This window comes from Janthinobacterium sp. PC23-8 (assembly GCF_002250505.1).
In the GTDB taxonomy this organism is placed as follows: domain Bacteria; phylum Pseudomonadota; class Gammaproteobacteria; order Burkholderiales; family Burkholderiaceae_D; genus Janthinobacterium.
On record NZ_NJGY01000001.1, the window covers coordinates 2,584,024 to 2,601,767 of the forward strand.

At 63.4% G+C, this 17,744-nt stretch carries 14 protein-coding genes; 11 read left to right on the plus strand and 3 right to left on the minus strand.

What is annotated here, in order from left to right; genetic code table 11:
• Window positions 1–95 precede the first annotated feature (95 nt).
• Window positions 96–848 carry an SDR family oxidoreductase gene (locus tag CD932_RS11105; RefSeq protein WP_094442691.1) on the plus strand — a complete coding sequence of 251 codons (753 nt, stop codon included), beginning with the start codon at window positions 96–98 and terminating at the stop codon, window positions 846–848.
• Between the two features lie 79 nt (window positions 849–927).
• Here CD932_RS11105 and mmsB read toward each other — a convergent pair whose 3' ends face one another.
• The 3 genes from mmsB to chvE all read right to left on the minus strand — a co-directional run bounded on the left by mmsB (window position 928) and on the right by chvE (window position 4,861).
• Entirely contained in the window at window positions 928–2,139 is a 1,212-nt protein-coding gene (mmsB, locus tag CD932_RS11110; protein WP_094442692.1) for a multiple monosaccharide ABC transporter permease, read from the minus strand.
• Entirely contained in the window at window positions 2,132–3,670 is a 1,539-nt protein-coding gene (gene mmsA, locus CD932_RS11115) for a multiple monosaccharide ABC transporter ATP-binding protein (RefSeq protein WP_094442693.1), read from the minus strand. Before mmsA ends, mmsB begins: the two co-directional genes overlap by 8 nt.
• A gap of 114 nt (window positions 3,671–3,784) precedes the next feature.
• A complete protein-coding gene (gene chvE / locus CD932_RS11120) occupies window positions 3,785–4,861 on the minus strand; it encodes a multiple monosaccharide ABC transporter substrate-binding protein (RefSeq protein ID WP_094442694.1) in 1,077 nt (358 codons plus the stop codon).
• Between the two features lie 359 nt (window positions 4,862–5,220).
• Between chvE and CD932_RS11125 the strand changes: the two genes are divergently transcribed.
• The 10 genes from CD932_RS11125 to araD all read left to right on the plus strand — a co-directional run bounded on the left by CD932_RS11125 (window position 5,221) and on the right by araD (window position 17,726).
• Complete coding sequence (locus CD932_RS11125; RefSeq protein WP_094442695.1) at window positions 5,221–6,381, plus strand: fumarylacetoacetate hydrolase family protein; 1,161 nt, start codon at window positions 5,221–5,223, stop codon at window positions 6,379–6,381.
• 36 nt (window positions 6,382–6,417) lie between these two features.
• Window positions 6,418–7,185 (plus strand): SDR family NAD(P)-dependent oxidoreductase, encoded by a 768-nt coding sequence (locus CD932_RS11130; RefSeq protein ID WP_094442696.1) that lies wholly within the window; start codon window positions 6,418–6,420, stop codon window positions 7,183–7,185.
• Between the two features lie 5 nt (window positions 7,186–7,190).
• Window positions 7,191–8,978 carry an IlvD/Edd family dehydratase gene (locus CD932_RS11135; protein ID WP_094443588.1) on the plus strand — a complete coding sequence of 596 codons (1,788 nt, stop codon included), beginning with the start codon at window positions 7,191–7,193 and terminating at the stop codon, window positions 8,976–8,978.
• A gap of 76 nt (window positions 8,979–9,054) precedes the next feature.
• Window positions 9,055–10,056, plus strand: coding sequence for a D-xylose ABC transporter substrate-binding protein (xylF, locus tag CD932_RS11140; RefSeq protein ID WP_217907254.1), 1,002 nt, complete (start codon window positions 9,055–9,057; stop codon window positions 10,054–10,056).
• A gap of 74 nt (window positions 10,057–10,130) precedes the next feature.
• Window positions 10,131–11,702 carry a D-xylose ABC transporter ATP-binding protein gene (xylG, locus tag CD932_RS11145; protein WP_094442697.1) on the plus strand — a complete coding sequence of 524 codons (1,572 nt, stop codon included), beginning with the start codon at window positions 10,131–10,133 and terminating at the stop codon, window positions 11,700–11,702.
• The gene (locus CD932_RS11150; protein ID WP_094442698.1) at window positions 11,699–12,841 is read left to right on the plus strand and encodes a sugar ABC transporter permease; all 1,143 of its coding nucleotides are present in this window, start codon (window positions 11,699–11,701) and stop codon (window positions 12,839–12,841) included. Before xylG ends, CD932_RS11150 begins: the two co-directional genes overlap by 4 nt.
• A 70-nt stretch (window positions 12,842–12,911) precedes the next feature.
• Window positions 12,912–14,105: a DNA-binding transcriptional regulator gene (locus CD932_RS11155; RefSeq protein ID WP_094442699.1), complete on the plus strand. Its 1,194-nt coding sequence runs from the start codon at window positions 12,912–12,914 to the stop codon at window positions 14,103–14,105.
• Window positions 14,102–14,908 (plus strand): hypothetical protein, encoded by an 807-nt coding sequence (locus CD932_RS11160; protein ID WP_094442700.1) that lies wholly within the window; start codon window positions 14,102–14,104, stop codon window positions 14,906–14,908. Before CD932_RS11155 ends, CD932_RS11160 begins: the two co-directional genes overlap by 4 nt.
• A gap of 77 nt (window positions 14,909–14,985) precedes the next feature.
• Window positions 14,986–15,999 (plus strand): 2-dehydro-3-deoxygalactonokinase, encoded by a 1,014-nt coding sequence (locus CD932_RS11165; RefSeq protein WP_094442701.1) that lies wholly within the window; start codon window positions 14,986–14,988, stop codon window positions 15,997–15,999.
• Window positions 15,996–17,726, plus strand: coding sequence for an L-arabinonate dehydratase (araD, locus tag CD932_RS11170; protein WP_094442702.1), 1,731 nt, complete (start codon window positions 15,996–15,998; stop codon window positions 17,724–17,726). The genes CD932_RS11165 and araD overlap by 4 nt, the downstream gene beginning before the upstream one ends.
• Window positions 17,727–17,744: the final 18 nt, after the last annotated feature.

Consider the following 17,744-nt stretch of genomic DNA (forward strand, 5'->3'; position numbering starts at 1 on the left):
TGGACTATTGCGAATAAAAGATGGACTTTTGATTATAGCAAGTCCGGCAGGGGCATTCTATAGTCAGGGCACTGCCAACCATACCAGGAGTTTGTATGAAAACTGTTCTGATCACCGGATGCTCGTCCGGTTTCGGCCTTGCCACCGCCCGCCATTTCCTCGAACGGGGCTGGAACGTGGTCGCCACGATGCGCACGCCGAATCCGGATTTGCTGCCGCCATCGGCCCAGCTGCGCGTGCTGGCGCTCGACGTCACCGACGCCGCCAGTATCGCCCGGGTCATGCAGGCTGCCGGGCCGGTCGACGTGCTGGTCAACAATGCCGGCATCGGCGTGCTGGGGGCGCTCGAAGGTACGGCAATGGCCACCGCACGCGAGGTGTTCGAGACCAATACGCTGGGCACCATCGCGCTGACGCAGGCCGTGTTGCCGCAGTTCCGGCAGCGCAATGCCGGCGTGATCGTCAACGTCACGTCCAGCGTGACATTGGCGCCACTGCCGCTACTGTCGGTGTACACGGCGAGCAAGGCGGCCGTCAACGCCTTTACCGAGTCGCTGGCGCTGGAACTGGCGCAATTCAATGTGCGGGTCAGGCTGGTGCTGCCGGGCCGGGCGCCTGCAACGCGCTTCGGCGAAAACGCCCGCGAGCGCATGCAGGGCGCCATCCCCGACGCCTACGCGGCGCTGGCGCAGGACGTCTTTGCGCAGTGGGGCCAGTCGTCCGAGGTGACGCTGGCGGCGGACGTGGCCGAGGCGGTCTGGCGCGCCGCCAACGATGCTACATGCCCGCTGCGCATTGCCGCTGGCGCCGATGCGGTGGCCTTGTCTGCCGTGCTGGGCGCACCATAAGGCCGCGCCCATAAAAAAAGCCGGCGCATGCGCCGGCTTGAACCCCCTAAAGGCTCGAACTAGTACTTATTTGTTCTTCTCATTTATTTTTGTTGACCACATCGATGAAAACGGCGGCCAGCAGTACCAGGCCCTTGATCACTTGCTGGTAATCGATGCCGATGCCCATGATGGACATGCCGTTGTTCATTACGCCCATGATGAAGGCGCCGATCACCGCGCCCATCACCTTGCCGACGCCGCCCGACGCCGAGGCGCCGCCGATAAAGCAGGCCGCGATCACGTCGAGTTCAAAACCGGTACCGGCTTTCGGCGTGGCGGTGTTCAAACGTGCCGCGAAGATCAGGCCGGCCAGGGCTGCCAGCATGCCCATGTTGACGAAGGTGTAGAAGCTGACGCGCTCGGTCTTGATGCCCGACAGGCGGGCCGCTTTTTCATTGCCGCCGACGGCGTAGACGCGGCGGCCCAGCACGGTGCGGTTGGTGATGAAGGTGTAGGCGACGATCAGCACCGACATCACGGCCAGCACGTTCGGGAAGCCGCGGTACGACGACAGCAGGTAGCTGAAGTACACCATCACGGCGGCGAACACGCCGTTTTTGAGCAGAAAGAAGGCGCGCGGCTCGTTTTCCATGCCGTGCTTCATCTGCTTGGCGCGGCTGCGCAGCGAGGTGAAGATCAGGGCGCAAGCGGCGACTACGCCCAGCAGCAGCGAGAAGCCGCGCAGGCGGTCGCCACCGAACGGGTCCGGCAGAAAGCCCGAGCTCAGCATCTGGAAGCCTTCCGGGAAAGGACCGACCGACTGGCCTGCCAGCAGCGCCAGGGTCAGGCCCTTGAACACCAGCATGCCGGCCAGGGTGACGATGAACGACGGGATCTTGAAGAAGGCGACAAAATAGCCTTGCGCGCCGCCGATGATGGCGCCGGCGATCAGGCAGATGATGCTGGCGGCGACAAAGTTCATCTCGTAGTTGACGATCAATACCGCCGCCAGCGCGCCGACAAAGCCCACCACCGAGCCGACCGACAGGTCGATATGGCCGGCCACGATGACCATCAGCATGCCCAGCGCCATGATGACGATGTAGCTGTTTTGCAGCACCAGATTGGTCAGGTTCAGCGGCTCCATCAAGGTGCCGTTCGTCATGTACTGGAAAAAGCCCATGATGACGATCAAGGAGAGCAGCATGCCGTAGTCGCGCATATTGTTCTTCAAAAAGCCGGCGTAGCTTTTCGCTTCCGGCGCGGCCGCTGGCGTTGCTGGCGCGCCGGCTGTCAGTTTGTTATCCATTGTTCTCTCCGTGTGTGACGATTGCGCGCATGATTCTCTCCTGCGACGCTTCTGCTGCGCTTAGTTCTGCCGCAAAGCGGCCTTCGTTCATGACATAGATCCGGTCGCACATGCCCAGCAATTCCGGCATTTCCGAGGAAATCATGATGATGCATTTGCCTTCGGCGGCCAGGTCGCTGATGATGCTGTAGATCTCGTACTTGGCGCCGACGTCGATGCCGCGGCTCGGTTCATCGAGGATCAGCACGTCGGGGCGCGAAAACAGCCACTTCGCCAGCACCACTTTCTGCTGGTTGCCGCCGGACAGGTTGACCACTTTTTGCGCCACGCTCGAGCAACGCGTCTTGAGCTTGCGGCGGAATTCTTCGGCGACACTGAATTCGCGCTGTTCGTCGATCACCATGTGTTTCGAAATCGCGTCCAGGTTGGCCAGGCTGGTGTTCTTCTGGATGTCTTCTTCCAGGATCAGGCCCAGGCCCTTGCGGTCCTCGGTGACATACGCCAGGCCGTGGGCGATGGCCTTGCCGATGGTGCTGACATCGATTTCCTGGCCGTTCTTCAGTACCGTGCCGCTGATGCGCTGGCCGTAGGCGCGGCCGAATATGCTCATCGCCAGTTCCGTGCGCCCGGAGCCCATCAGGCCGGCGATACCGATGATCTCGCCCTTCCTGGCATGCATGTTGATGCCCTTGATGACGGCGCGGTCGGCGTGCTCGGGATGGTAGACCTTCCAGTCGCGCACTTCGAAGATGGTCTCGCCTATCGTTGGCGTGCGCGGCGGATAGCGGTCGGCCATCTCGCGTCCGACCATTTTTTCAATGATGCGGTCTTCGCTGACGGGTTCGACACGGCAGTCGAAACTGTCGACGGTGTTGCCGTCGCGCAGGACCGTGATGGCATCGGCGACGCGCGAGATTTCGTTCAGTTTGTGCGAAATCAGGATCGACGCAATGCCCTGGGCTTTCAGGCCCAGCAGCAGGTCGAGCAGGGCCGCGCTGTCGCTTTCGTTCAGGCTGGCGGTCGGCTCGTCGAGGATCAACAGCTTGACGTCCTTGCACAGCGCCTTGGCGATTTCGATCAATTGCTGCTTGCCCACGCCCAGGTTCGTGATCAGGGTGTCCGGGGATTCTTTCAGGCCGACTTTGTGCAGCAGTTCGCGCGTCTTGCTTTGCGCGTGTTCCCAGTCGATGACGCCCATCGTGGCCGGCTCGTTACCGAGGAAGATATTCTCGGCGATCGACAACTGGGGCACCAGCGCCAGTTCCTGGTGGATGATGATGATGCCGATTTCTTCGCTGTCCTTGATGCCGCGAAATTGCCGGGTCTGGCCCTGATAATCGATGTCGCCCGAGTAGCTGCCGTAGCCGTACACGCCACTGAGCACTTTCATCAGGGTCGATTTGCCGGCGCCGTTCTCGCCCACGATGGCGTGGATCTCGCCGCTGCGCACGCGCAGGTTGACATTGTCGAGCGCAACCACGCCCGGGAACGTCTTGCGTATCCCGCGCATTTCCAGGATAGTGTTCGTCATATAACCTCTCTGGCACGGCCGCGCCGCAGGTGGCGGCCGTGCTGCAGTCTTTGCTTGATATTCTGTGAAGCGAAAGGCCCGGCGTCGCCGGGCCTTCAGTACCCGTCTACGAAATTACTTTACTTGCGCTTCGGTGTAGTAGCCGCTGCCGGTGACCAGCACTTGCTTCCAGTTCGCCTTGTCGACGATGACTGGTTTCAACAGGAACGATGGCACGACTTTCACGCCATTGTTGTAGGTCTTGGTGTCGTTGACGGTCGGCGTTTTGCCGGTCATCATCGCATCGACCATGTTGGCGGTCACTTTGGCCAGTTCGCGCGTGTCCTTGAACACGGTCGAAGCCTGTTCGCCGCGGATGATCGATTTTACCGACGGGATCTCGGCATCCTGGCCCGTCACGACCGGGAATGGCTGCTTCGGCGTACCGTAGCCAACACCTTTCAGCGACGACAGGATACCGATGCTCAGGCCGTCATATGGCGACAGCACCGCGTCGACGCGGGCATTGCCGTAGTAGGCGCTCAGCAGGTTGTCCATGCGGGCTTGCGCCACGGCGCCGTCCCAGCGCAGGGTGGCCACTTTTTCCATGCCCATCTGCTTCGAACGCACCACCAGCTTGCCGCTGTCGATGTAAGGCTTCAGGATCGACATGGCGCCGTTGTAGAAGAAGTGCGCGTTGTTGTCATCGGCCGAACCGCCGAACAGTTCGATATTGAACGGGCCTTTGCCTTCTTTCAGCTTCAGCGCCGATTCGATATAGCCAGCTTGCAGCACGCCAACCTGGAAGTTGTCGAACGTTGCGTAGTAATCGATGTTTTTCGTGCCACGGATCAGGCGGTCATAGGAAATGACCTTGATGCCCTTGTCGGCGGCTTTTTGCAGCACGTTCGACAGGGTGGTGCCGTCGATGGCGGCGATCACCAGCACCTTGGCGCCCTTGGTGATCATGTTTTCCACTTGCGCCAGCTGGTTCGGGATATCGTCGTCGGCGAACTGCAAGTCCGTCTTGTAGCCGCGTTCCTTGAATACCTTGACCATGTTGTCGCCGTCGGCGATCCAGCGCATCGACGATTTGGTTGGCATCGAAATGCCGACCGCGCCCTTGTCTGCGGCGTTGGCCATTGGTACCACGGTCATGCCGGACATGGCCAGGACCAGGCTCGCGCTCAGCATTTTCATTGTTGTTTTCATATTAGGTCTCCACCGTCTTTGAATAGTTGAATGGTCCAGCTTCGCGGTCTGTCGGCCGGCGTGATGCTGGTGGCCAATCCAGGCCACGGCTGATACTAGTTTGTCCAGTGAGACCTCACCAATCAATTTTTTCACTTATGCGATACCCAAAAAGATATCACGGCCCTTATTGATGCACTGCCGCATGCGTTTTCATGGACAGGAACAGGGCGCGGGAAAGCGGCCTGTTCCGGCATTTTTTGATGCGTCGCAATACCAATAATCATCATGCAATTTGGTGATTTTCGTAATTGCGGAGGTGTTGGACGGCGCGCAGAATCGGCCTCACCTGACTTGCTCCCCATTTTCCGAAAGCTGCCATGTTGCCGATTTCTCCTGTTTCCCTGTTGCCCCTCGACCTCGCCGACGCCACCCTGATCGGCCGCATCTGGCGCGACGGTCCCTGCGTGGTGGCCGTGCGCGGTGGTGAGGTATTCGATATCACGGCCTCGGTGTCCACCGTGTCGGAGTTGCTGGAGCGCGACAATGCGCTCGCCTTCGTGCGCCAGGCCCAGGGCGAGTCGCTGGGCCCGGTTGCCGAATTGCTGGCGCAGGCCTTGGACGCGCCGGCAGGCCAGCCCTTGTTGCTGGCGCCGTGCGATCTGCAGGCGGTCAAGGCCTGCGGCGTGACGTTTGCCGTCAGCCTGTTGGAGCGCGTGATCGAGGAACAGGCCGGCGGCAACGCCGACAAGGCCAACACCTTGCGCGCCGCCCTGCAGGCGACCCTGGGCAGCGATCTGTCGGCCTTGAAGCCCGGCTCGGACGCGGCGCAGCGCCTCAAGCAGCAGTTGCAGCAGCGCGGCGCCTGGTCGCAATACATGGAAGTGGGTATCGGCCCCGACGCGGAAGTGTTTACCAAGGCCCAGCCGATGTCGTCGGTCGGCTGCGGCGCCCAAGTGGGCCTGCTGCCGGCATCGGCCTGGAACAACCCGGAGCCGGAAATCGTGCTGGCCGTCAACAGCCGCGGCGAGGTGCTGGGGGCGACTTTGGGCAATGACGTCAACCTGCGCGATATCGAAGGGCGCAGCGCGTTGCTGTTGGGCAAGGCCAAGGACAACAACGGTTCCTGCGCCATCGGTCCCTTCATTCGCCTGTTCGATGACCGCTTTACCATCGATACCGTGCGCGACGCCGAAGTGTCGCTGCTGATCGAAGGCTTTGACGACGGTTTCGTGCTGGAGGGCGCCAGCTTCATGCGCGAAATCAGCCGCGACCCGCTCGACCTGGTGCGCCAGACGGCCGGCCAGTACCACCAGTATCCGGACGGCTTCATGCTGTTTTTGGGCACCATGTTCTCGCCCGTGAAAGACCGTGGCGCGCCGGGCGGCGGTTTTACCCACCACCTGGGCGACCGCGTGACGATTGCCAGCCCCGCACTGGGCGCGCTGGTCAATGAAGTGCGGCATTGCGACACGATCGCACCGTGGCAGTTCGGCGTGCGCGCGCTGTACGCCAGCCTGGCGCAGCGCGGCCTGCTCTGACCATTCAATTTACCCCATATAAAAAGAGAGAAAACAATGCTGCATGCAACCTATCCCAGTCTGGCCGGCCAGCGCGTCATCATCACCGGTGGCGGCACCGGCATCGGCGTGGCCATCGTCGAAGCATTTGCGCGCCAGGGCGCCCAGGTGACCTTCCTCGATATCGCCGAGGAAGCCTCGCGCGCGCTGCAAGCGAAATTGGCCGACCTGCCGCAGCCGCCCGTGTTCCGCTATTGCGACCTGACCGACCTGGCCGGCCTGGCTGCCACGTTTGCCGACATCGAAGCGACCTTTGGCGCAGCCGATATCCTGATCAACAACGCCGCCAACGACGACCGCCACCAGATCGAGAACGTCACGCCCGCCTACTGGGACGAGCGCATCGCGGTCAACCTGCGCCACCAGTATTTTTGCGCCCAGGCCGTGGCGCCGGCCATGCGCGCGAAAAAGCGCGGCGTGATCCTCAACCTGGGATCGATCTCCTGGCACCTGGCGCAGCCCAACCTGTCGATCTACATGACGGCCAAGGCCGGCATCGAAGGCCTGACGCGCGGCCTGGCGCGCGACCTGGGCGGCGACGGCATCCGCGTCAACTGCATCATTCCCGGCGCCGTGCGCACACCGCGCCAGGAGCGCCTGTGGCATACGCCGGAAGCCGAAGCCATGATCCTGCAAGGCCAGTGTCTGCAGTTGCGCGTGGAGCCGGAAGACGTGGCGGCGCTGGCGCTGTTCCTGGCGTCGGACAACGCGGCCAAGTGCACCGGGCGTGAATACTATGTCGATGCGGGCTGGTACGGCGCATGAGCGACATGAAAATTCCACCATCGACTGCGCCGCGCCGCTTCCGCTCGCAGGACTGGTTCGACAATCCCGACCATATCGACATGACGGCGCTTTATCTCGAGCGCTTCATGAACTACGGGATTACGGCTGAAGAGCTGCGCTCGGGCCGGCCCATCATCGGCATCGCCCAAAGCGGCAGCGACATCAGCCCGTGCAACCGCATCCACCTGGACCTGGCCAAGCGTGTGCGCGACGGCATCCGCGACGCGGGCGGCATTCCGATGGAGTTCCCGCTGCACCCGATCTTCGAGAACTGCCGCAGGCCTACAGCCGCGCTGGACCGCAACCTGGCCTACCTGGGCCTGGTGGAGATCCTGCACGGCTACCCGATCGACGCGGTGGTGCTGACCACCGGCTGCGACAAGACCACGCCGGCGCAACTGATGGCTGCCGCCACGGTGGACATTCCCGCTATCGTGCTGTCGGGCGGCCCCATGCTCGACGGCTGGATGGACGGTGAGCTGGTCGGCTCGGGCGCGGCCATCTGGAAAGGCCGCCGACAGTTGTCCGCCGGCCTGATCGACAACGACAAATTCCTGCAGATCGCGGCCGCTTCGGCACCGTCGGCCGGCCACTGCAACACCATGGGCACGGCCTCGACCATGAACGCACTGGCCGAAGCGCTGGGCATGTCGCTCACCGGCTGCTCGGCGATCCCCGCGCCGTACCGCGAACGGGGCCAGATCGCCTATGAAACGGGGCGCCGCATCGTCGCCCTGGCGCATGACGACGTGCGCCCGTCGACCATCCTCACGCGTGAAGCATTCCTGGACGCGATCATCGTCAACGCGGCCATCGGCGGCTCGACCAACGCCCAGCCGCACCTGATGGCGATGGCGCGCCACGCCGGCGTCGAGCTCCATTCCAGCGACTGGATGGCGCATGGCTACGACGTGCCGCTGCTATTGAACATGCAGCCGGCCGGGAAATATCTGGGCGAACGCTTCCACCGCGCCGGCGGCGTGCCGGCCATCATGTGGGAACTGCAGCAGGCAGGCCTGCTGCACGCGAACCGCCCGACGGTCACCGGCAAGACGATGGCAGAGAACCTGCTTGGGCAGGAAAGCAATGACCGCGAAATGATCCGCCCGTTTGCCGAACCGCTCAAGGAAAAAGCGGGCTTTCTGGCCCTGAAGGGCAATCTGTTCGACTTTGCCATCATGAAGACCAGCGTGATTTCGCCGGCTTTCCGCGAACGTTATCTGTCGCGCCCCGGCAGCGAGGGAATTTTCGAGGCGCGCGCCATCGTCTTCGACGGCTCAAGCGACTATCACGCCCGCATCAACGATCCGGCGCTGGCAATTGACGACAGCTGCATGCTGGTCATGCGCGGCGCCGGCCCGGTCGGCTGGCCCGGTTCGGCCGAAGTGGTCAACATGCAGCCGCCCGACGCCCTGCTCAAGGCTGGCATATTGAATCTGCCGACGCTGGGCGACGGACGCCAGTCGGGCACCTCGGACAGCCCGTCGATTCTGAACGCGTCGCCCGAAAGCGCCGTCGGCGGCGGCCTGGCCTTGCTGCGCACGGGAGATTTGATTCGCGTCAACTTGCAAGAGGGCCGCTGCGACATGCTGGTCGACGACGCCGAGCTGGCGCGCCGCGCCCAGGAACTGCCGCCGGCCATCAACGACAGTTCCACGCCATGGCAGGAAATCTACCGCGCCAGCGTGGGCCAGCTCGAAACGGGCGCCTGCATGGAGCTGGCGCTGAAATACCGCGCCGTCGGCCAGACCCTGCCACGGCATAACCATTGAGACCAACCGAGCCCCCCTTTTTCAGCAGCACCCGTAGTTCAAAACGTCGTTAATAAAATCCACAAGGAGACACACCATGAACAAGATCATCAGCGCCGCCATCATGACCGCCATGCTGGCAATGACCAGCAGCGCCGCCCTGGCCGACGCCAAAAACCCGAAAATCGGCTTTTCCATCGACGACCTGCGCGTTGAACGCTGGACGCGCGACCGCGACTTCTTTATCGCCGCCGCCGAAAAGCAGGGCGCCAAGGTCTTCGTGCAATCGGCCGACGCCAGCGAGCAGCGCCAGATTTCGCAGATCGAAAACCTGATCTCGCGCGGCGTCGACGTGCTGGTGATCGTGCCGTTCAATGCGACGGTCCTCAACAACACCATCAAGGAAGCCAAAAAGGCCGGCATCAAGGTGCTGTCGTATGACCGTTTGATCCTGGGTGCCGATATCGACGCCTACATTTCGTTCGACAATGAAAAAGTCGGCGAAATGCAGGCCGAAGGCGTGACCAAGCTGCAACCGAAGGGGAACTACTACCTGCTGGGCGGCTCGCCCACCGACAACAATGCCAAGATGCTGCGCGAAGGCCAGATGAAGGTCCTGAAACCGTTCATCGACAAGGGCGACATCAAGATCGTTGGCCAGCAATGGGTCAAGGACTGGAGCGCCACCGAAGCGCTGTCCATCGTCGAAAACGCGCTGACGGCCAACAACAACAAGATCGACGCCATCGTCGCCTCGAACGACGGCACGGCCGGTGGCGCCATCCAGGCGCTGGCCGCGCAAAAACTGGCCGGCAAGGTACCGGTATCGGGCCAGGACGCCGATCTGGCCGCCGTCAAGCGCGTGATCGCCGGCACCCAGGCCATGACGGTCTACAAACCGCTCAAAACCATCGCCTCGGAAGCGGCCAAACTGGCGGTGCAACTGGCGCGCAACGAAAAGCCGGCCTACAACTCCAGCTATGACAACGGTCTGAAAAAAGTCAGCACCGTGCTGCTCAAACCGACGCCGCTGACCAAGGCCAATGTCAATATTCTGGTGGACGACGGCTTCTATACCAAGGCGCAGCTGGGTAATTGATTCTCCGCGCAATGTCGGGTTGCGCGCTGCGCGCCAACCCGGCATTTCTCCCTGTATCTGCAACGAGAGTGAGCATGCTTGACTATCTGCTTGAAATGAAAGGCATCGTCAAACAGTTTGGCGGTGTCCGCGCGCTTGATGGCATCGACCTGCAGGTGCGGGCTGGCGAGTGCATTGGCCTGTGCGGCGAGAATGGCGCCGGCAAGTCGACCCTGATGAAGGTGCTGTCGGGCGTGTACCCGCACGGCACCTGGGATGGCGAAATCCTGTGGGATGGCCAGCCCTTGCGCGCCGGCTCGATCCGCGATACCGAGGCCGCCGGCATCATCATCATCCACCAGGAACTGATGCTGGTGCCGCAGCTGTCGGTGGCCGAAAACATTTTCATGGGGCGCGAGATTACCTTGCCTGGCGGGCGCATGAATTATGGCGCCATGTACCAGCGCGCCGACGAGCTGCTGCGCGAACTGAAGATCCCCGAATTGAACGTGGCGCTGCCGGTAATGAATTACGGCGGCGGCCACCAGCAGCTGGTGGAGATCGCCAAGGCGCTCAACAAGAATGCGCGTTTGCTGATTCTCGACGAACCGTCGTCGTCGCTGACGGCGTCCGAAATCGCCGTGCTGCTCGATATTATCCGCGCCCTGAAGGCCAAGGGCGTCACCTGCATCTATATTTCGCACAAGCTCGATGAAGTGGCGGCCATCTGCGACACCATCGTCGTGATCCGCGACGGCAAGCATATCGCCACCACGCCGATGGCGCAGATGAATGTCGAACGCATCATCTCGCAAATGGTCGGCCGCGAAATGAACCAGCTCTATCCGCAGCGCGCGAAAAAAGAATCGATTGGCGAAGTGCTGTTCGAGGCGCGCCACGTGAGCTGCATCGACGCCGACAACCCGCAACGCAAACGTGTCGACGATGTCTCTTTCAGTTTGCGCAAGGGAGAAATCCTTGGCATCGCCGGGCTGGTCGGGGCAGGGCGCACGGAGCTCGTCTCCGCCTTGTTCGGCGCCTACCAGGGGCCGTGCCAGGCCGAAGTGTGGCTCGATGGCCGCCAGATCGACACCAGCTCGCCGCAAAAGGCGATCGCCATGGGCCTGGCGATGGTGCCCGAAGACCGCAAGCACCACGGCATCGTGCCGGACCTCGACGTGGGCCAGAACATCACCCTGTCGGTGCTGGGCCAGTTCGCGCGCGCCACGCGCATCGATGGCAACGCCGAGCTGACGGCCGTGCGCGGCGAGATCGCCCAGCTGGAACTGAAAACGGCCAGCCCGTCGCTGCCGATCACCAGCCTGTCGGGCGGCAACCAGCAAAAGGCCGTGCTGGCCAAGATGCTGCTGACGCGCCCCCGCGTGCTGATTCTCGACGAACCGACGCGCGGCGTCGATGTGGGCGCCAAATATGAAATCTACAAGCTGATGCTGGCGCTGGCCGACCAGGGCGTGGCCATCATCATGGTCTCGTCCGAGCTGGCCGAAGTGCTGGGCGTGTCGGACCGGGTGCTGGTGATGGGCGAAGGCCGCTTGCGCGGCGACTTTATCAACGATGGCCTGAGCCAGGAGACCGTGCTGGCGGCGGCGCTCGACCAGCGTCCGGCGCCAGGCGCCACTACTGCAAACAAGGAACCTGCCGCATGAATACGCATAGCGTGAAACAGCTTTTCACCCAATACAAGATGCTGGCCCTGCTGATCGCGGTGGCGCTGATCTGGGCCTTTTTTTCGTGGAAGACCGAAGGCAGCTTCGTCACCCCGCGCAACCTGTCGAACCTGCTGCGCCAGATGTCGGTCACCGGCATCCTGGCCTGCGGCATGGTGCTGGTGATTATCGCCGGCGAAATCGACCTGTCGATCGGCTCTTTGCTGGGCCTGTTGGGCGGCGTCGCTGCCGTGCTCGATGTCACGCAGCACTGGCCGCTGGCGCTGAACCTGATGGCGGTGCTCGGCTGCGGCCTGGTGATCGGTCTGTTGAACGGCTACCTGACGGCGTACCGGGGCATCCCCTCGTTTATCGTGGGCCTGGGCGGCATGCTGGCCTATCGCGGCATTTTGCTCGGTATCACCGGCGGCATCACGGTCGCTCCCGTGTCCGAGCCGATGGTCTACCTGGGCCAGGGCTACCTGCCGGCCACGCCGGGCGTGGTGCTGGGCGTGTTCCTGTTCGTGCTGGCGGCATTTTTGACCTGGCGTGGCCGCGCCAGCCGCGCCCAGCACGGCCTGCCACAAACGGCGGTGTGGGTCGACACCCTGCGCGTGGCCGTGATCGGCGCCGTGCTGTATGCGTTTGTGCGCACCCTGAACGGCTATGAAGGCATTCCGCTGCCGGTGCTGCTGCTGCTGGCGCTGTTGGGCCTGTTCAGCTATATCACCAGCCAGACCGTGTTCGGCCGCCGCATTTATGCCGTCGGCAGCAATATGGAGGCGACGCGCCTGTCGGGCATCAACGTGAAAGCCGTCAAGCTATGGATCTTCGGCATCATGGGCCTGATGTGCGCGCTTGCCGGCCTGATCAACACGGGCCGCCTGGCCGCCGGTTCCCCCTCGGCCGGCACCTTCAGCGAACTCGATGCCATCGCCGCCTGCTTTATCGGCGGCACCTCGATGCGCGGCGGCTCGGGCACCGTCTACGGCGCGCTGATCGGCGCACTGGTGATGGCCAGCCTGGACAACGGCATGTCGATGCTCGACGTCGACACGTATTGGCAGATGATCGTGAAAGGCAGTATTCTCACCCTCGCCGTCTGGGTTGATGTCAGCACAAGAGCGGGACGCCGGTAAGAGAACCGATGCGTGACAGGCAGCCAGGGACGACGATACGTCCCGGCCGCCACATGGAGGAGACACCCACATGAAGATGCCGACTGCGCACCGCATCGCGCTGCTTTTCAATGGCAACAAGATCTATGACCGCGACATCATCGCCGGCATCGCGGCGTATCTGAACACCACGCGCGTGTCGTGGGATCTGTTCCTGGAAGAGGATTTCCGCTGCCGCCTGCCCGGCATCGAACGCTGGCAGGGCGACGGCATTATCGCCGACTTCGACGACCCGGCCGTCTGCGCGGCGCTGGCCAACAGCCATCTGCCGGTGGTGGCGGTGGGCGGCTCGTATGCCAAGGACAGCGGCTATCCGGCCGGCATTCCCTATGTGGCGACCGACAATTTCAAGATCGTCAAGCTGGCCTACGACCACCTGGTCGAAGCGGGATTGAGCCGCTTTGCCTGTTTCAGCCTGCCCGAGGCGGACGTGAACCGCTGGGCGCAGGAGCGCGAGACGGCGTTTTGCAGCCTGATGGAACGCGACCATATGCGCGCCGATGTGTACCGCGGCGTGGCCACCAGCGCGCCGTCGTGGGACGAGGCGGTCGAGCAGCAGATCGCCTGGTTGAACAGCCTGGAAAAACCGGTCGGCATCATCGCGGTCAGCGACGCGCGCGCGCGCCAGCTGCTGCAGGCCTGCATGCATGCGGGCATCGCCGTGCCCGAGCAGGTGGCGCTGATCGGCATCGACAACGATCCGCTGGCGCGCATGCTCACGCGCATTCCCTTGAGTTCCGTGATCCAGGGCGCCGAAGAGATGGGCCGCACGGCCGCGCACCTGCTGCACCAGATGCTGAACGGTGCGCGCCTGGCCGAGACCCGCATCCTGGTGCCGCCGGCCGGTTTGAACGTGCTGGCCTCGACCCGGCACCAGCCGTTCCAGCATCCGCAGGTGATGCAGGCGCGCCATTTCATTCGCCAGTACGCCTGCCAGGGCATCAAGACCGATCAGGTGGCCGACTACGTGGGCGTGTCGCGCTCGACGCTGGAAGCGCATTTCCGCCACGAGCTGGGGCGCAGCGTGCACGACGAGATCCTGCACTTCAAGCTCGACGCGGCCAAGACCCTCCTCACGCGCGAACCGGGCCAGGTGGCCGAGGTCGCCGTGCGCTGCGGCTTTACCACGGTGCAGTACATGCACGCCGTCTTCAAGCGCGAACTCGGCTGCACGCCGCGCGAATTCCAGCTGCGCAGCCGGTCGCCTCAGGCGGCCGCCCCATGACCATGACTGTCTGCGCCGGCAGTGATACCCTGCATACCCTTTGCAACAGCCGCGGCATGCGGGTGCAGGTCAACCCGCACGATGCCAGCCTGGCGTCGTGGTGGGCGCCCGACCGCTACGGCCGCCTGGCCGATGTACTCGAGCATGCGATAGCCAGGCCCGCCAGCGAAGTAGCAGCGCCGCGCTGGCAGTGCGAGGCGGCCAGCGAGGCCGGCCTCGAGCTGCGTCTGGCGCAGGACGGCCTGTGCGTGCGCCTGCGCTACCGGCTGGAAGACAATGGTGGCCTGCGCATCGATTGCGAGGCGGTGGCCATCGCGCCGGCGCGCATCGGCCTGGCCGCGCCCGCGTTCAACCTGCATGGCGGCGGCATGGTTGCCGACCATGTGCTGCGCGTGGCGGCCGACCATTACGTGCCGGCCCTGCCGGCCGCTGATGTGATCGATGTGGCCGGCAGCGCGTTCGACTTCCGCCACCCGGCGCCGCTGGGCGCGCGCCTGGCCTGGCCGGGCGCCCAGCCGGCCGGCACGGTGGGCTTCGACCATGGCTTCTGCCTGGCCGGCGACGGCCTGCTGCGCGAAGCGGCGCGCGTGGCCGACCCCGCTTCTGGCCGCGAGCTGCGCTTTTTTACCACCCAGCCGCGGCTGCATCTGCAGTCGGACAGCCGGCGCTTTTGCCTGGCCACCGAGGCGCTCGAGATACCGTGTGGCGCAGCGATGCGGCATACTTTCGTGTATCGTCTGGGGGTACAGGATATCGATGCGTTTGACATATCAGAATCGATATCGGTGGCGTTAAATAAGTGATTGGTCAGATATGCCGCGCGGTTCTAACATAGGGCAGTTTTTAGCCCCTTTTTTTACCGACGCTGCGAAACTTGCCCATGAATATAATCACCATCGATGCCGGCACCACCAATACGCGTACCCTGTTATGGCGGGACGGCGCCGTCATCGCCCAGGCGTCACAGGAAATCGGTGTGCGCAATACGGCCATCGATGGCCATAACGGCGCGCTCAAGCAGGCGCTGCGCGACAGCATCGCCGCAGTGCAGTCGCAGGCGGCCATTTCCAGCGCCGAGGTCAGGCTGGTGCTCGCTTCGGGCATGATCACTTCGCCCATGGGCGTCAGGGAAATACCGCATCTGCCGGCGCCGGCCGGCCTGGCGCAACTGGCGCAGGGCATGCAGGCGGTTGACCTGCCCGACGTGCTGGCCCAGCCCCTGTGGCTGGTGCCTGGCGTGCGCAACCAGCATGGCGCCATCGGCCTGCACAATGCCGAAGCGATGGACATGATGCGCGGCGAAGAGACGGAAGTGATCGGCTTGCTGGACCGCCTGCAATTGCAGGACGCGGCCACGCTGATCATGCCCGGTTCGCATACCAAGCTCGTCAGCGTTGACGAGCAGGGACGCATCCTCGGTTGCGCCACCACCATCGCCGGCGAATTGCTGCAGGCGATCACCCAGCACACCCTGATACGCCAGTCGGTCGACGGCGACTTTGCCGAGTCCCTGGTGCCGAAAATGCTGCTGGCCGGCGCCGCCGCCGCGCAAAAGACGGGCCTGGCGCGCGCCTGCTTCAGCGTGCGCACCCTGGGCCAGTTCGGCGCCGTCGAGCGCAATGAGCGCGCCAACTTCCTGATGGGCGCGGTGCTCAGCGGCGACTTGCTGGCGCTGCGCAACAGCAGCGCCATCCAGATGCGGCCCGAGACTACCCTGGTCATCACGGGCAAGGCCATGCTGCGCCAGGCGCTGGCATTGTTGATCGAAGAACACGGATTTTTTTACGGCAAGCGCATCGTCGTCGACGATGCACAGCAAGCCAATCTGGCGGGCCATGGAGCCCTTTTAATTGCCGCCGCACGCGGCTTGATTTCACAGCAGGAGGCCGCGTGAGCGAGCAAAAGAACAAACGAGTATTACGCTCGCAATCGTGGTTTGGTGGCGACGACAAAGACAGCTTCATCCACCGTAGCTGGATGAAAAACCAGGGTATGCCCAGCGACGCCTTCGATGGCCGTCCGGTGATCGGCATCTGCAACACCTGGTCCGAACTGACGCCTTGTAACGCCCACTTCCGCGACCTGGCCGACATGGTCAAGCGCGGCGTGCTCGAAGCCGGTGGCTTCCCGGTCGAGTTTCCCGTGATGTCGCTGGGCGAGACCAATTTGCGCCCGACCGCCATGTTGTTCCGCAACCTGGCCAGCATGGACGTCGAAGAGTCGATCCGCGCCAATCCGATTGACGGCGTGGTGCTGCTGACCGGCTGCGACAAGACCACCCCGGCCCTGCTGATGGGCGCGGCCAGCGTCGACCTGCCGACCATCGTGCTGTCGGGCGGCCCGATGTTGAACGGTAACTACCGCGGTAAGCCCATCGGTTCGGGCACCGATGTGTGGAAGTTCTCCGAAGACGTGCGCGCCGGGCGCATGACGTCCGCCGAATTCAAGCAGGCCGAATCGTGCATGTCGCGCTCAAGCGGCCACTGCATGACCATGGGCACTGCCTCGACCATGGCCAGCATGGTCGAAGCGCTGGGCGTGACCCTGCCGGGCAATGCCGCCATTCCCGCCGTCGATTCGCGCCGCAAGCTGCAGGCGCAGCTGACTGGCCGGCGCATCGTCGACATGGTGCATGAAGACCTGAAGCTGTCGAAAGTGCTGACGCGCGATGCGTTTGAAAACGCCATCATGGTCAACGGCGCCATCGGCGGCTCGACCAATGCCGTGATCCACTTGCTGGCCATTGCCGGCCGTATCGGCGTCGACATGCGCCTGGCCGACTGGGACCGCCTGGGCCGCGACATTCCATGCCTGCTGAACCTGATGCCGTCGGGCCAGTACCTGATGGAAGATTTTTACTATGCGGGCGGCCTGCCCGTCATTATCCGCGACCTGCTGGGCAAGCTGCATGGCGAAGCGCTGACGGTGACCGGCGCCACCATGGCCATCAACGTGGCCGAAGCGGAAAACTTCAACCCGGAAGTCATCACGCCGCTCGAGCAGCCGTTCAAGGACGAAGGCGGCATCGCCGTGCTGCACGGCAACCTGTCGCCGCGCGGCGCCGTCATCAAGCCGTCGGCCGCCTCGCCCGAACTGATGCAGCACCGCGGCCGCGCCGTGGTCTTCAACAGCATCGAGCACTACAAGGAACGGGTCGACGATCCTGAGCTGGACATCGACGCCAGCTGCATCATGGTGCTGCAGAACTGCGGTCCGCAGGGCTACCCTGGCATGGCCGAAGTGGGCAACATGGGCTTGCCGAAAAAACTGCTGGAACTGGGCGTGCGCGACATGGTCCGTATTTCGGATGCGCGCATGAGCGGCACGGCCTATGGCACCGTGGTGCTGCACGTGGCGCCGGAAGCGGCCGCCGGCGGCCCGCTGGCGCTGGTGCGCGATGGCGACATGATCGAACTTGACGTGCACGGCCGCCGCCTGCACCTGGAAGTGTCGGACGAAGAACTGGCGCGCCGCCGCGCCGAATGGAAGCCGATTGCACCGACCATGCGCGGCGGCTACCAGTCCATGTATATCAAGCATGTGATGCAGGCCGATGAAGGCGCAGACCTGGACTTCCTGGTCGGTTGCCGCGGTTCGGCCGTGCCGCGCGAGTCGCACTAATCCCACTAAAAATAAAAG